Source organism: Paenibacillus physcomitrellae (assembly GCF_002240225.1).
Classification (GTDB): domain Bacteria; phylum Bacillota; class Bacilli; order Paenibacillales; family Paenibacillaceae; genus Fontibacillus; species Fontibacillus physcomitrellae.
Window position 1 is genome coordinate 1,764,741 of record NZ_CP022584.1, and the last position, 15,395, is coordinate 1,780,135.

General features: G+C 52.0%; 14 protein-coding genes, 1 pseudogene and 1 riboswitch. Of the genes and pseudogenes, 7 read left to right on the top strand and 8 right to left on the bottom strand.

The window, feature by feature from the left end:
* Positions 1 to 296 precede the first annotated feature (296 nt).
* Positions 297 to 3,278 carry a formate dehydrogenase subunit alpha gene (gene fdhF / locus CBE73_RS08030; protein WP_094093792.1) on the top strand — a complete coding sequence of 994 codons (2,982 nt, stop codon included), beginning with the start codon at positions 297 to 299 and terminating at the stop codon, positions 3,276 to 3,278.
* Complete coding sequence (locus tag CBE73_RS08035; protein WP_094093793.1) at positions 3,253 to 3,774, top strand: helical membrane plugin domain-containing protein; 522 nt, start codon at positions 3,253 to 3,255, stop codon at positions 3,772 to 3,774. Before fdhF ends, CBE73_RS08035 begins: the two co-directional genes overlap by 26 nt.
* Before the next feature lie 196 nt (positions 3,775 to 3,970).
* On the opposite strand, the gene CBE73_RS08040 is transcribed toward CBE73_RS08035, so the two are convergent.
* Entirely contained in the window at positions 3,971 to 5,068 is a 1,098-nt protein-coding gene (locus CBE73_RS08040) for a YeiH family protein (protein ID WP_094096198.1), read from the bottom strand.
* 356 nt (positions 5,069 to 5,424) lie between these two features.
* Between CBE73_RS08040 and CBE73_RS08045 the strand changes: the two genes are divergently transcribed.
* A complete protein-coding gene (locus CBE73_RS08045) occupies positions 5,425 to 6,327 on the top strand; it encodes a LysR family transcriptional regulator (RefSeq protein ID WP_094093794.1) in 903 nt (300 codons plus the stop codon).
* A gap of 58 nt (positions 6,328 to 6,385) precedes the next feature.
* Here CBE73_RS08045 and CBE73_RS08050 read toward each other — a convergent pair whose 3' ends face one another.
* Positions 6,386 to 6,808, bottom strand: a complete 423-nt coding sequence (locus CBE73_RS08050) for a universal stress protein (protein ID WP_229752683.1) — start codon at positions 6,806 to 6,808, stop codon at positions 6,386 to 6,388.
* Positions 6,809 to 7,078: 270 nt separating this feature from the next.
* Between CBE73_RS08050 and CBE73_RS08055 the strand changes: the two genes are divergently transcribed.
* The 4 genes and pseudogenes from CBE73_RS08055 to CBE73_RS08070 form a co-directional block, all read left to right on the top strand.
* A complete protein-coding gene (locus tag CBE73_RS08055; RefSeq protein WP_094093796.1) occupies positions 7,079 to 7,525 on the top strand; it encodes a DUF3888 domain-containing protein in 447 nt (148 codons plus the stop codon).
* 163 nt (positions 7,526 to 7,688) lie between these two features.
* Positions 7,689 to 7,768: riboswitch (ZMP/ZTP riboswitch) on the top strand.
* Positions 7,769 to 7,935: 167 nt separating this feature from the next.
* Complete coding sequence (locus CBE73_RS22555) at positions 7,936 to 8,100, top strand: tetrahydrofolate dehydrogenase/cyclohydrolase catalytic domain-containing protein (protein WP_280523004.1); 165 nt, start codon at positions 7,936 to 7,938, stop codon at positions 8,098 to 8,100.
* Positions 8,097 to 8,510: a hypothetical protein gene (locus tag CBE73_RS08065; RefSeq protein WP_157739448.1), complete on the top strand. Its 414-nt coding sequence runs from the start codon at positions 8,097 to 8,099 to the stop codon at positions 8,508 to 8,510. Before CBE73_RS22555 ends, CBE73_RS08065 begins: the two co-directional genes overlap by 4 nt.
* 40 nt (positions 8,511 to 8,550) lie before the next feature.
* A pseudogene (locus CBE73_RS08070) lies at positions 8,551 to 8,667 on the top strand (IS3 family transposase); the annotation flags it as partial.
* Between the two features lie 69 nt (positions 8,668 to 8,736).
* On the opposite strand, the gene CBE73_RS08075 reads toward CBE73_RS08070, so the two are convergent.
* The 6 genes from CBE73_RS08075 to CBE73_RS08100 form a co-directional block, all read right to left on the bottom strand.
* Positions 8,737 to 9,822 (bottom strand): Gfo/Idh/MocA family protein, encoded by a 1,086-nt coding sequence (locus tag CBE73_RS08075; protein WP_094093799.1) that lies wholly within the window; start codon positions 9,820 to 9,822, stop codon positions 8,737 to 8,739.
* A 6-nt stretch (positions 9,823 to 9,828) separates the two neighbouring features.
* Positions 9,829 to 10,770 carry an AraC family transcriptional regulator gene (locus CBE73_RS08080; protein ID WP_094093800.1) on the bottom strand — a complete coding sequence of 314 codons (942 nt, stop codon included), beginning with the start codon at positions 10,768 to 10,770 and terminating at the stop codon, positions 9,829 to 9,831.
* 35 nt (positions 10,771 to 10,805) lie between these two features.
* Positions 10,806 to 11,825: a Gfo/Idh/MocA family protein gene (locus tag CBE73_RS08085; protein WP_094093801.1), complete on the bottom strand. Its 1,020-nt coding sequence runs from the start codon at positions 11,823 to 11,825 to the stop codon at positions 10,806 to 10,808.
* A 280-nt stretch (positions 11,826 to 12,105) separates the two neighbouring features.
* Positions 12,106 to 12,777 (bottom strand): ABC transporter ATP-binding protein, encoded by a 672-nt coding sequence (locus tag CBE73_RS08090; RefSeq protein ID WP_094093802.1) that lies wholly within the window; start codon positions 12,775 to 12,777, stop codon positions 12,106 to 12,108.
* Positions 12,777 to 13,865 carry an ABC transporter permease gene (locus CBE73_RS08095; protein ID WP_094093803.1) on the bottom strand — a complete coding sequence of 363 codons (1,089 nt, stop codon included), beginning with the start codon at positions 13,863 to 13,865 and terminating at the stop codon, positions 12,777 to 12,779. Before CBE73_RS08095 ends, CBE73_RS08090 begins: the two co-directional genes overlap by 1 nt.
* 76 nt (positions 13,866 to 13,941) lie before the next feature.
* Entirely contained in the window at positions 13,942 to 15,363 is a 1,422-nt protein-coding gene (locus CBE73_RS08100) for a sensor histidine kinase (RefSeq protein ID WP_094093804.1), read from the bottom strand.
* Positions 15,364 to 15,395 lie beyond the last annotated feature (32 nt).

Here is a 15,395-nt window from a genome sequence, read left to right on the forward strand (position 1 = left end):
CTATGACATTCAGCACTATAGTTAAATATTGAGAAATAGCGTTTTGATCGTCGTCCGGTGCGTCCGTTTGGCGGTTAATAGCTATGGATATTGGCATTCTGGCTAACATAAAAAGGCGATTGGCTATCAAGTTTTTTGCTTGATTACTATTCCACCTGAATACATGCGTTGTTTTTGGACAAATGTATTAGGAGTGGAATTTTTTTATTTTTAGCCTAATGAATTCATTTCATAATCTAATGGGCATTATTTCTTTTCCTTTATGAAACGAATTCAGTCGAGAGGAGAAATGGATCGTGACAGAAACAACATTTAAAATCACGATGGACAACAAGGAATATGAAGTCCGCAAAGGACAGACCATCCTTGAGGCCATCAACGAAAACGGCATTCAACACCCGCAGGTCTGCTACGTTCCTGAAGTAGACCCGATCCGTACCTGCGATACGTGTATCGTGGAAGTGAACGGACAATTAATGCGTTCCTGCTCTACGATGGCAGAGGAAGGCATGAGCATTCAGCTTGCTTCCGCTCCGGCCAAAGAGGCTCAAGTAGAAGCAATGGACCGGCTGCTGGAGAACCACATGCTGTACTGTACCGTATGTGACAACAACAACGGCAACTGCCGGGTGCACAACACGGTAGAATTCATGGAAATTGAGCATCAGAAATATCCGTTCAAGCCTAAGGGCGGTGCTGAGGCTGTCGATATGTCTCATCCTTTCTACCGCTATGACCCTAACCAATGTATTGCCTGTGGACAATGCGTAGAGGTCTGCCAGAACCTGCAGGTCAACGAAACCTTGTCCATTGACTGGGAAGCTGAACGCCCTCGCGTCATCTGGGATGACGGTAAAGCGATCAACGATTCCTCCTGCGTCAGCTGCGGTCACTGCGTAACCGTATGCCCTTGTAACGCTTTGATGGAGAAATCCATGCTCGGCGAAGCCGGCTTCATGACCGGTCTCAAAGAAGATGTGCTCGATCCTATGATTCACCTGATCAAGGAAGTCGAGCCAGGTTACGGCGGTATCTTTGCCGTTTCCGAAGTCGAAGCTTCCATGCGTGAAACCCGCACGAAGAAGACCAAAACCGTCTGCACGTTCTGCGGCGTTGGCTGCTCGTTTGAGGTTTGGACCAAGGGCCGTAAAATCCTTAAAGTCCAGCCGACCTCCGAAGGTCCGGTTAACGGTATTTCCACCTGCGTTAAAGGGAAATTCGGCTGGGATTTCGTCAACAGCGGCGAACGTCTGACCACTCCGCTGATTCGTCAAGGCGACGAATTCGTAGAAGCCAGCTGGGATGACGCGCTGAGCCTTGTAGCCAGCAAGCTTGGCGGCATCAAGGAAGCTTACGGCCCCGAAGCGCTTGGCTTCATTGCTTCTTCCAAATATACGAACGAAGAGAACTATCTGATGCAAAAGCTTGCGCGTCAGGTGTTCCAAACGAACAACGTCGATAACTGCTCCCGTTACTGCCAATCCCCGGCTTCTTGGGGTCTGCAGCAAACCACCGGCATCGGCGGCGATACCGGAACCATCAAAGATCTCGCTGCAGCAGGTCTCGTGATTCTGGTCGGCTGTTCCCCTGCCGAAGGCCATCCGGTACTCGCTACGCGCATCAAACGTGCGCACAAGCTGCACGGCCAGAAGCTGATTGCCGTCGACCTGCGCAAGCATGAGATGGCCGAGCGCGCCGACCTGTTCATTCGTCCGAACCAAGGTACGGATTATGTGTGGCTGACTGCGGTTGCCAAATACATGATCGATCAGAACTGGCATAAACCGGAGTTCATTGAGAAGCATGTCAACTTCTATCCGGAATATCTGGAGCTGATTCAGAAATATTCGCTGGAGTTCGCTGAGAAGATAACCGGCATTCCGCAGGAAACGCTGATCCAGATCGCCGAAATGATCCGCGATGCCGACGGCACCTGCATTTGCTGGGGCATGGGCGTTACGCAGAACATCGGGGGGTCTTACACATCCACAGCGATTGCGAACCTGCTGCTCGTAACCGGCAACTTCATGCGTCCAGGCGCCGGCGCTTACCCGCTGCGCGGTCATAACAACGTGCAGGGTGCAGCCGATATGGGCACTATGCCGAATATTTTCCCAGGCTACCAGCCTGTAACTGACGACAGCATCCGTGCGAAATTCGAGAAGGCTTACGGCGTCAAGCTGCCGGCCGAACCGGGTCTCGACAACATCCTGATGCTGGAAGCGATCAACAACGATAAAATCAAAGGCATGTACGTATCCGGTGAAGAAATGGCCTGGGTCGATTCCGACTCCAACCATACCCAGGATATGCTGGCCAAAGTTGAATTCCTGGTTGTACAGGACGTATTCCTGAGCAAAACCGCCGAGTTTGCAGACGTGATTCTGCCGGCCGTGCCTTCTCTGGAGAAGGAAGGAACCTTCACCAATACGGAACGCCGCGTACAACGTTTGTATCAAGCGCTTGAACCAATCGGCGACGCCAAGCCGGACTGGTGGATCTTCTGCCAGCTCGCCAAGAAGATGGGCTTCGACTGGAATTACAGTCATCCAAGCGAAATTTTCGACGAGATGGCTTCCCTCACGCCGTTCTTTGCTCAGTGCGATTACGATGTGTTGGAGGGCTGGGGCAGCTTCAACTGGGGTTCGCCGGACGGCAGCAACACACCGCTTCTCTATCTGGACGGATTCAACTTCCCGGATAAAAAAGCCCGTTTTGCCCTGTTCGACTTCGTTCCGCCGAAAGAGCTTCCGCCGGAATTTGACCTGTTCCTGGACAACGGCCGTCTGCTCGAGCAATTCCACGAAGGCAACCTGACCGATAAATCTCACGGCATTCATCTGAAGCTGCCAAGAGTATTCGTGGAAATTTCGCCGGAGCTGGCCAAAGAACGCGGAATCAAGGACGGTACGCTGGTCCGCCTGGAATCTCCATACGGCGCCATCAAGCTGCATGCGCTGATCACCGACCGGATGCATGGCCATACGGTTTATGTGCCGATGCACTCGCACAGCCACGAAAGTGCAATCAACCTGCTGACCGGCGGTGCCGTCGATGTGCAGACCCATACTCCGGCCTACAAGCAGATGAAGATCCGCATGACCGTGCTGGAGGAGGAGGGCAACAACCCGCTTCCGCTGATCAACCACCGGTACAAGAAACGTTTCCCTCAACACGGCGTTGAAGTGCAGCGGAAATGGAACCGGCCGGGCTTTGTTTCCCTAGTCGATCAGGAGAAAGGAGATTCCCCTCATGGCCAAGCCAATTACATTCATTAATAAGAAGGTATTGACGGAAGAGGAGCAGAAACAGCAAAAGCTGCAGCAGCTCGCGGACGAAATGGCCGAAAGCAGCGAAGCGCTCAAAAATACGCTTTCGATCATGAAAGAGCTGAACGACATCGGCATTCTCGAAGCAGCTCAGTCCATGCTGAAGGCCAAAGAGGAAATCACCAAAATCCTGCTGGCCCAGGTGACCCGTGAGCCGGTAACCAATGCCATCAACAATCTGATGGGTGCAGCCGGTGCTTTGAGCGAAATCGATCCGGCTACGACAACCAAGCTGATGAAGAGCCTTTCGAACGGCATGGAGTCCGGGGAGGAGTTTTTGCATAACCAGAAGAAGATCGGCGTGATGGATTTGATGCGGGTGCTTAAAGACCCGGACGTCAACCGCGCCGTCGGCTTTGGCATCCATTTCCTGAAGGGACTCGGGCAAGGACTGGCTGAACGCAAGGATGACAACGAGGAGTTTATCTCCAAGAAGGATAAATAAATCCGCCTTCTCACCCAAAGCTTCATGAAAATAAAAGCCCGCTTTAAATGGAAAAGCAGCATCCCATTTAAAGCGGGCTTTCTTTTATTGAGCTTCTATTGAGCTTCTATTGAGCTTTTATTGAGCTTCTATTGAGCTTCTATTGAGCTTCTTTTGAACTTCTTTTGAGTTTTTTATGATCTCTTTCTCCCGCTTATCAGACCATCAGGTACGCAAGACCCGACAGCAGCACCGATACGATCACCATAATCAGCAGCGGACGCATCGCTTTGCTTCTGACATCCTTCAGGCTCACGTTCAGCCCGAGTCCGATCATGGCCATACTCAGCAGGAAGGAAGTCACTACCGAAATATCATTCATTATCGCCTCAGGAAGCGTGATGGCCTGGCCCAGCACATAGCTGCCAAACAAGCTCATCAGAATAAAACCGATCAAGAACCACGGGAACTCGATTTTGGATGCGGCATTCGCGGACGGTATCTGTTTCTTGTTATTTTTGCGGTTCATCCAGAAGAGCAGAACGAAGCTGAGCGGCACGAGCAGGAATACTCGGCCCAGCTTGGCCAGCAGGGCAATGGCCAGACCGTCTGTTCCGGCCGGAGCTCCGGCCAAAGCGACGTGGGCAATCTCATGCAGGCTGATGCCGGCCCATGTGCCGTACTCTACCGGCGTAAAAGGCAGGAAGGGCCGAACCACGGTATAGGCAATGGCAAACAGCGTGCCTACAAGAGCGATCAGGCCAGCCCCAATCGCTGTATCCTCTTCTTTGGCTTTCACAATCGGGGACACGGCGGCAATCGCTGCCGCCCCGCAGACGCCCGTACCGATGCCGAGCAGCAAGGACAGCGACATATCGGCTTTTAGCCATTTGGCCAACAGCAGGGTCGCGCCGATGGCAAACAGAATGGTCACCACATCACGGGCGAGCAAGCCCAGTCCCTGGTGCAGCACGACGTCCATATTCAGCTTCAGGCCGAACAGGATGATGGCGAAGCGGAGCAGTTTTTTGGAAGCGAACTGAATCCCGGGCCGAAGCGCCTCCGGATAACCGGCAAACTGCCGGTAAATGACGGCAATCAGAATGGCGCAGGCCAAGGCGCCGACATGATCCAATCCGGGCAGCTTGCCCAGGTAATAACTGATTAAGGCTATAATAAAGGTAAACGCAAGGCCTCCGCACCAGCGCAGCCAGCCGGACTGTTTGCCTCGTTTTGTTTCGAGTGTTGTCCCTAATGTTGTTTCGAGTGTGGCTGTAATCGGAGTTCCACCTATGGTTCCCCCTGTATTTTTCATTGTTGTTCCACTAGTAACTCCAAGTATAGTTCCAGGCACCGCCTGCTCCTGCTGCTGGAATGCCAGTTCTTGTGAACCTTGCTGCCGCTCCTTCGGCTTCGAGGCGGGGGTTTCCTTCACCACTTCCCCGGTCGCTTCCCTGAGGACTTCCTTACGTATTTCCTTATACGGCATGTTTGAGTTTATGTTCCTGTTCATGTCTATCACCCCTCCAGATCCTTCTTGGTACATAGTTCATGTTATGCCTGAAGATTTAATAAGTAAAATAAGTTATAATGATCGTTATAATAACCATTCATTTATGATATCAACAAACTGCCACACCATCTCCAAACAAGAAAGCCGAGGGACCCTTGATGGAACAATCCTTACAAGTCTTCATTACCGTTGCCGAGCAGCGGAATTTTACCCGGGCAGCTGAGCTGCTGCATATGACCCAGCCGGCCGTCAGCAGCTATATCCAAACCCTGGAGCGAGCCTTGGGCGCACGTCTGCTAGACCGGACGAACAAATACGTCCAGCTGAACAAAGCCGGGGAAATCGTCTACCACCATGCCAAAGAAATCCTGAACCTTTACACCCGCATGGGGAATCTTCTCGACGATCTCCAGCATACCGCCAGCGGTCCGCTGACCATCGGGGCAAGCTATACGTTTGGCGAATATATTTTACCGCATGTGTTAACCAGGCTTCGCGAGCTGTACCCGAAGGTATCGCCAACCATTACGATCGCCAATTCGAAAGTAATTCTGGACCTGACCGCGCGCAGACAGCTGGACATCGGGATCGTGGAAGGCGAACTTAAAGAGAAAGAGCTGACAGGCGTCAGCGCTGATTCTTTTGCAGAAGATCAAATGTTTATCACCGCCTCCCCCCGCCACCCGGCGTCAGGACAAATAGAGATCTCGGCCGCTGATTTGGCTGAGCATACGTGGATTGTACGCGAAGAAGGCTCCGGAACCCGGCAAATGCAGGAAAAAGCGTTTGAGCAGCTCGGCTTCCAGCCTGCCCATCTGCTCGTCATCGGCAGTACGCAGGCGATCAAGGAAGCCGTCGATGCCGGCCTTGGCCTCACCCTGCTCTCCCGCTGGACGCTGCGCAAGGAACTCGAAGCCGGTTCCCTTCAGCTTCTGCAGCTGGATGGATTCCCGCTCACACGCCAATTCTCACTGGTCATGCCGGAAAGCCAGTTCCAGACCAAAGCAACCGAGCTGCTGGCGGCCATGATCCGGGACGGGGAAGGTTTTCCGGAAGATTAACGCTTGATCCACAATATCAATAGAATGTTCAGAGCACCAGCAGACCAGGGAAACTTGTTTATTTAGCCACCAGCACTGGAATCTCGGAATGATGCAAAACGCCATGAGTGACGCTGCCAAGCAGCGCCTCATTCATTAAACCTCTGCCATGGCTGCCCATTACAATTAAATCCGCTTTCACTTCCTGAGCCGCAGTACAAATAGATTTGACCGGGTGGCCGGTAAGATGAACGAATCGGAGCCGGTTTTTCCAGCGAGCAAGCTGCTCATCTATTTCCTGCTTAATCATTTCGCTGAGCCTTTCTTCATAGATGTCCACAGCATCCGGCACCAGATCATAAGCATAATTTTCCTTTACCGTGACATAAATAACCGTACATTCGGCTTCAGGCCATGCCTGCAGCAGCTCTTCCATAAGGCTTGCAGCACGCGCAGAATACTTCGATCCATCTGTTGCGAACAATATGTTCTTCACCGTCATAACCTCCTGTGTTTCATGTCCATCCACGCTCCTGAACCGGTATCCAGAATGTGGATGGCTATATCGTATGCCCTTTTCTCAAATAAGTAAAATAATTGATTTGGATGTTTATAATAAATAAATAGTTATCATAAGATTTAAAATAAAAGAACAGCCGCATCAGATGATCGGCTGTCTCGTTGTGATAACGGGCAGAAGTGCGTAGGATTTTACTTACTTGAACATCTTAGAATTGGGCACCCTATCTGTAAACTTGGATGAGGTGTATGTATGAAAAGGACCGTTATTATTTCTTTAACTTTGATATTGATTCTACTATCGCCTATACAAACTAACGCTGAAAAGAGTTACTACATACCTCAAGAAGACTCAACAGAGCTGAGGTTACAGGATATGCTTATGAATTTTATAAATCCATATATAAACGATGCTATTCAAGGTTATTATCAACATTTATTACGGGAACTACCACTGGTATATCCGTATTTCGTTGATATGATTGAATCTCACAGGGTAAATGGTTTTCGCGGTTTTATCTTATCAATTACGCTCGATGTGACACCAGTTATTGGTCCACATATTTCAGTTGGTAAAGACAGATTAACGTTTGAGATCTCAGCGGGTCCTAAGGCCAAACTGGTGAATTACACCCACTTAAAGACATATGAGCTACCCACGCATTGGCAGGACATCATCAAGAAGCCTAAGAAATATTGAACTAACGGGCAGGATAGTTGAACAACTTAAGAGCGAAACGACAAAGTCATATACATTGAAAAGGAACCTTTAAAGGAGCCTTAGATATTGCTCTGGTTGATTTGACTAGCGGCGAATAATACACTTGACTAACCTCATTATTAAAACTATAGTAAAGTAAATATTTGGTATGTACGACTGGCGTAAACGTGGAGTATCATGAGGGAGTACATATACATACAGCCGTACGCCTGGGCAGAGGTAAGGGGGTAACCCCCTTACCTCTTTATGTTTAGAAGGGACTGATAATATAAAAGAACAGAATCGATTTTAGACGGTAATCGAGTAGCTGACAACATCAAAAGGAAGTGTAAAAGGCTAGGAATGCATTCTACCGAATCGCCCTCCCTTCAGACATAACGACGGACAAATTGATATCCCGTATCAAGAAGCTAAACAACGATCCCTGCATGCATGGAATATTATTGCGGCACCCGGTCCCGGACCATATAGATGAACGTGCAGCGTTTGATGCTATCAACACTGGGAAGGACGTAGACGGTATAACTACTATTACAAATCAGATACCCGATTGAGCAGACCAACAAAAAACTTGTTGAGTGATGAGTTATTGAATGCATACATTTATCGAGATTTAGCTCAGCTAGAAGCAACGATACAGGATCAAAAGGATAATAATTGGAAAAATGGAGCTCTTGTTGTCCAGAAGCTGGATGATGCTAAGGATTCAATTATATTGCGTATGGGAATGGAAAGAGATGACGATAAGGAAACGCTCCTTTGGAAATTACACGATTACATGAAAAAGTTCACGGTTGGTGACGGAACTTTAGCTTTAGATATTAGTTTAAACGATAAGCAACGTGCCGATTACATCTATTTAGGCGAGAAGCTGCGTTCTGGCGGATGGACGTTTAATAAAGGGTTTGATACAAACTGGGATACTTTTTCATTAAAATTACAAGCACTTGTAACGGAGTCATAGACTGAATAGACTTATATGGATCCAATCCTAGCAAATACGGTTGCTGCAATTAGAGCGGCACAATACAATCGATTACTACAATCACAAACAAATCAAGTCTAAACTAAAAGGCAAGAGTCCGGTACAATACCGTACTCTTGCCGTTCAGCTTGCCTAAATAAAAATGTCACACTTTTTGGGGTCAATTCAGGTCGGCTGCTTTCCTCTTCCTCTTTCATTTCCCATCCTACTCGTTCAAATAAACCGCCTTACCCGTGCGGGCCGACTCGTAGATGGCCTCCAGAATCTGCGAAACTACATAAGCCTGCTCCGGCGTAACGACCGGATCGCGGTCCTGCTCAATCGAATCGATCCAGTCTTTCATTTCCAGATCGGTCCGGTTCATTTGAATGCCGTCGTAGAAGGCTACGCCGCCGGAACCCAGTTCGACTTCCTTGGCGAACAGGTTGCCATGGTCTTCGCCGTTGATCCGCAGCCCCTGCTTCATGTCGGCCCCGCCTTCGGTTCCGCTCAGCGAACATTTCGCTTCATCAATGTCCAGCGTGTTCAATGCCCAGCTCGCTTCCAGATTGATAGTAGCGCCGTTCTCCATGATGATCATGCCGAACGCCGAATCCTCTACCGTAAACTTCTTCGGATCCCAAGGCCCCCAAGCGTTGGCCGCATTTTCGCGCTGGGACAGCTCATGATATTTAGTACCAAGCACAACTTTCGGACGGTAGTTGTTCATCATCCAAAGCGTCAAATCCAAAGCGTGTGTACCGATATCGATCAGCGGGCCTCCGCCTTGCTTCTCTTCGTCGAGGAACACGCCCCAGGTTGGCACCGCTCTGCGCCGGATGGCATGCGCTCTGGCGTAATAAATATGGCCGAGCTCCCCGGCGTCGCAGGCTTTCTTCAAGTGCTGGCTGTCCGGACGGAACCGGTTGTCGTAGCCGATGGTCAGCTTTTTGCCGGTGCTTTTCGCAGCTTCCACCATCTTCTTCGCATCCGCAGCGCTTTTGGCCATCGGTTTCTCGCACATCACGTGGTTGCCCGCCTCCAGCGCGGCAATCGAAATTTCCGCGTGGGAATCGTTAGGCGTCAGCACATGTACGATGTCCAATCCGCCGTCCTGCAGCAGCTCTTTATAATCCGTATAAACCTTCGCGCCTTCAGCACCGTATTTCTCGGCCGCTTGTTCGGCCCGCTCCGGAATAATGTCGCAGAAGGCGACAAGCTGAATGTTTTCCATTTTCCCCAGGCTTGGCAGGTGTTTGCCGTTTGCAATGCCTCCGCAGCCGATAATACCTACACGGTATGTTTTACCCATCTTCGATCATCCTCGCTTCTCTTGTAAGGTTCTGCGGTAAGCCGCAGGAGTCATGCCGATTCTCTTCCGAAACACATTATGCAAATAGGTCACATGGTTAAAACCTTCCGACTGGGCGATCTGCTCCACCGTCAGAGCTCCGTCTTCGAGCTTGCGGCAGACCGCCTTGAGCCGGATATTTTCCAGCGCTTTGCTGAACGTTTTGTCCGGGCAGGCCTGGTTAAAAATCCGCTGCAGCTGCCGCGAGCTGATGTTCAGCCTTTCCGCCACGTTCTCCAGCGTGATCGGCGAAGCATGGTTCGCTTCCATAAACTGAATAGCGTATTGATAGCGGTAGGTGAGCATGTCGCGTCTAGGCGCCTCCGATTCCGTCTGAATCCCTTCCGGTACATAAGCCCTGACGGTCTTGAGCAGGATGCCGATCACCAGATGTTTGATGGAGGTGTAATAACCCGGCAGCTTGCCGTCACATAACGCATAAGCTTCCAGGAAACAATCCATTGCTTTGTGCGTATCGATAGTTGGAGCAAGCGGCAGGCTCCTGAGCTTCTCCACGCATTCCTGAGCTTCCGCAATTTCCCAAGGGTCCACGCCGGCCCGGCGTTTCTCCGCAATATCGACATGCAGGCAGAATTCGTCCATCGCTTCCGCCGCGTCCGCTTCCTGGTGATGCATGACGCCCGGGGGCGTAAGATAAAGCATTTCCTCCGACAGCGCGTGCTCCTGCCCATCCTCTCCGTCCCCGAAGATCACTTTGCCTTTCCCGGACGGAATGAAATGAAATTCAAATTCGGCATGATTATGGAACCCCACAACCCGGCCTGCCGGAAAAGAAGTCAGGTGGAAACGGAGCACCCGCAGCTCGTAATGTCCCCACGGGATGGTGATGTCGAGACGCTCCAGCAGTTCCCGCTTGTCAAACCACGGTTGTAAGGTTTTAGGGTCCATGACGAAATTCCTCCTGATTCAAAAAAGTGCATCGGTCAGCCTTTTAGTTCTTCCAGTGTGACGATCCGTTTCTCTGCCGCCGAAAGGTTGGCCGCTTCCATCAGCGAAGTCAGCTGGGCGGCCGCCGCGATATTTTCCGAAGCTGCCGTGTCTTTCTGAATATGGGCCACCCACTGGTCAAAGGCGCTTTCCCGGTTAGGCTTAAGTGGCAGCTCTACCCAGCTTTCCTTCGCCTTCGGATCTACGCCTTCCACTTCCCTGCTCGTCTTGAGCAGCAGCTTCGGTTCCGGCGTTCCATACAGCAGCGTGCCTTCGGTGCCGTGAATCTCGATCGTAAACGGAGAATGGTTATTGACGAATCCCGCTTCGACGACGCCGATCGCTCCGGAAGCCGTGTAGAGGGTCGCTACTGCGTTGTCCTCTACGTCCTTGCCTGTAACATAGCCAAAATTCGCGCTGACGCCCGTAATCGGCTGCCCCAGGAACAAGTTCGTCAGATACATCGGGTGACAGCCCAAATCGATAAGCGCACCGCCTTGGGTCTGCTCCAAATTGTAAAAATGCTCCGGAAGCCATCCGGCCGTTGCCCCGTTGTGCGACAAACGCACTCTGACGTATGTAATCTGTCCAATCGGGTTGCGACTCAAAATATCCTGAATGGCTAACGTATAACCATCGTTCAAGCGGGGCAATGAAACCGTAAATTTAATCTTCTGGTTTTCCGCTTCCCGCAAAATTTCGTTCAATTCTTTAGTTGTAGCGGCAATCACTTTCTCCGTAAAAATATGTTTGCCCGCCTTCGCAGCGGCCACCATAACCTCGCGGTGCCGGTTGGTCGGGGTAACGACAATCACGCCATCGATATCTTCCCGGCCCAGCAGCTCATCAAGGGAGGCAATGAAAGGAACGCCCAGCCGCCCGGCCGCCTCTTGTCCCCGCTCGGGAAGTTCATCCCATACCGCGGCAATCTCTACATCCGGATGCGCCTGTGCCTGTTTCGTATAGTCCCAGGCGTGTACATGCCAATAGCTGATGATTCCGACTCTGACGCTCATTCGCTTTACCTCCGATATATATTATTCTGACAGCCACCTTTAAAATAGCACAAAGTTAAGCGCTTTTATATTAGAAAAATGCGACAACCGACTTATAATATTACGACATCGAAAATCAGTAAAAAATCACGCCGCTTGTCACATTATGAAACCTTTTTCGCGCTGGTTGAGGCCATTTCCATCGGGCGAACGATTCAGATGACAAACAGCCGCCCCCTTTCGGGAGCGACTGCACCATCATCTTCCAGTCAAAACCCAAGAACCTAAGAACGGCGTTCGCCTAGACCAGCTTCCCGTCCTTCAAATGCAGCACCCGGTCGCAGTAATGGAGCATCCGCTCGTCATGGGTAACCATGACGGCCGCCTTGCGCTGCGCCTTCACCTCATCGGCGATCATACGCACGACCGTATCGCCGCGTGCGGCATCCAGGCTGGCCGTCGGCTCATCCGCCAGCAGGATCGAAGGCTGATTCATCCAGGCGCGGGCAATCGCGGCCCGCTGCTTCTCACCGCCGGACAGCTTCTCCGGGTAAAACCCGGCGCGATGCCGAAGTCCAAGCCGCTCCAGCAGCTCATCCGCGCGGCGCCGGGCTTCACGTTTGTCCATGCCGGCCAGCCTGGCGACGAACTGCAGCTGCTCCTCCACCTTCAAATAAGGCACCAGGTTGGCGCTTTGGAACATAAACCCGATTTCCCGCAGGCGGAGATCGGACAATTCCCGTCCGTTCAAGCCTGCAAGCGTTCTTCCGTTGATCGTAACTTCGCCCGAGGTCGGGGTCAGCAGGGCCCCGGCGATGGACAGGAAGGTGCTTTTCCCCGAGCCGGAGGGCCCAAGCACCGCCACAAATTCCCCTTCTTTTACTTCAAAAGACAGTTCGTCCAAAATCGTAATCGTGGAATCGCCGTCGCCAAAGGTCCGGGTTACCCGGTTCAGCTTCAACATCGTTGTCATTAGGCAACCCTCCCGATCGCATCGAGCGCATCAATTTTGGCGACCCTGAGCGCCGATACTAAAGCTCCGGCCGCAGAGACAACAATTATAAGCAGCGCAGTTCCCGCCATTACGCCCGCTTCAAGCATAAACGGCATGCCCGAAGGCAGCGCGAGCGCCATCCCCCAGGTCAAGACGAGGCCAACCGCCACGCTGACCACAGACAGCAGCACCATCTGCAGCAGAACGCTGCCTGCCAGGTAGCCGGTTTTTACGCCGATTGCTTTCAGCACGCCGAATTGGCTTGTTTTCTGAAGGGTCATGACATAAGCGAACACCGTTAATACAAAAGCGGCGATCACAAACAAAAAGGCAATCATCATCGTTAAGGACGCCTGTTCAGCCGAATAACCCGGAATGGCGGAGATGGCCTCTTTTTTCGTGATCAGGTCCACGTCTTTCAGCGTCGCGGCAGCGGCATCCGCCGTTCCTCGGTTGCCCTGGACAGCAATGGCATTATAAACCGCTGCCCCGCCGCTTAGCTTGCCCCAATCCGCCAAGTTCATATAGACGACCGGAGCATGGCTGTAGGAGGCGTCGTCCGTGAACCCGCCCACCTTCCAGGATAAACCGCTGCTTTGATCCTTGATCAGGCTGCCCAGCTTGACGCCAGCCTCCTTGAGCCCGCTGTCCGCCAGCACTTCTCCTTCGCCTGCCGCGCGGAGCGGCGTCCCTTCCGCAGCCTCTGGCGCCAGCAGACCGTCCGGATCGATTCCGAATACGGCAATATCCGTCTTTAACACGCCCCCGTCAACCGTGATCGTTCCCATGCGGACGCCCAGCGAAGCGGCATGCTCCTGTCCAATCGCCGCCTGGGCCTGCTGAATCGAAGATGAATCCAGCTGCGAACGGCTGAAGCGGTTATCCGAATTCTGCTGAAGCAAAAAATAGCGGGCCGGCATATTTTCCACGGAAGAAGCGTTGGCGTAAGCCAGCCCCCGGGCCAAACCCGTCACAAATAAAACTAAAAAGGTGACCAGCAGCATTATAACCAGCAGCAGCACATAACGCGCCTTGGCATGCCGGATTTCCCTGATCGATAAAAACATATCGGTTTCACTCCCTAACTGGTATATCTAATTTACGAGCCCAGTATAGGGAGCCTGTATGAACGGAATATGAATTTCAGTTTACAAATGCGGGGAGCGTTACCGTAAAGGTGCTGCCTTCCCCAACGGTGCTCTCCACTTCGATCGTGCCTTTATGCAGGGTGATGATTTTACGGACGATGGAAAGCCCCAAACCGGTTCCGCTCGACGTACGTTCCCTTGATTTATCCGTTTTATAAAAACGGTCGAATACCAGCGGCAGCTCCTCGGCTGCGATGCCTTCCCCGGAATCCGTTACCGCGACCTTGCACCATTCGCCTTCTTTCCAGGCCCGAACTTTGATCGTCCCGCCGCTCGGCGTAAACTTCACCGCATTTGCCAGCAGGTTCATCCAGACCTGGTACAGCAGTCCGCCGTTTCCGGCAGCCGTCAGCTCCGGCATGTTAAGCAGCAGTGCGATCTCCTTCTCAGCCAGCGGATATTCCAGCACCTGGGCGGCCTGTCTCAGCTGCTCCCACAAAAGGACCGGCTCCGCCGCGAAACCTTCCGCCTGTTGGTCATCCAGCATGGACAGGGTCAGCAGTTGTTTGCTCAGGGAGGATAACCGCCGGGTTTCCTGCTCGATGATGCTTAAATAATGCTCCTGTTCCTCCGGCGAGGACCCCTGCTTCCTTAGGGCTGCCGCAAATCCCTGAATGGAAGCCAGCGGAGACTGGATTTCATGCGAAACATTGGACACGAATTCTTTGCGCGACTGGTCGGACCGCTGGATTTCCCGGCTCATTCTTTCAAATTGGGCGGCGAGCTGCCCGATTTCATCACGGCGTCTGGTGTGCAGCTTGATATCGTACCGTCCGCTGGCGATCGCTTTGGTCGCTTCCGTCAGCCTGGTGACCGGACGAACGACATGCCCCGTCGCGATTAGAAACAGCAAAATGCTGAACAGGACCGTAAACAGGAGGATCATCGCAAAAAAGCTCCGCAGCTCGCCGAACTGGGCTTCCGTATCAGGCCGCATAAACAGCGCATAATTTCGTCCGGCGATCGTAACCCCGGTGCCTACCGTATTGCTGAGCCTGTTCTCAAAGAACCCGGTAATCAGCGGTCCGCCGGGAAAATCGGCCACCCCGTGATAGGCCTGTCCGGCCAAAACCGACTTCACCTGCCGTTCCTTGAGATCGGTGACCCGGAATTCCCCCCCGTAGTAACTGTCCTCTCCGGCCCCGTCCGTCAAATACAGCTCGTATCCCAGCGCTCCCACGCTCTGCAGATATTTGTCCGCGGCAGACGTGATGTCCGGCTCCGGCGTATCTGCCGTGCCCGCAGCCTCCTGTTCCAGAAACGACCGGACCTGGTCCAGCATGCGGGAAAGCTTGGCGTCGTTGAAAGGCTTCAGTTTGGCATGATAATAAATGTTGGATACCATAAATCCGAACAGGCTGCTGACGATAATGGTAGACAACGTGACCATACAGATGCGTAGGTATAAAGATTTCATTGGCCTGCAGCTCCAATCTTTAGACTGCGGGG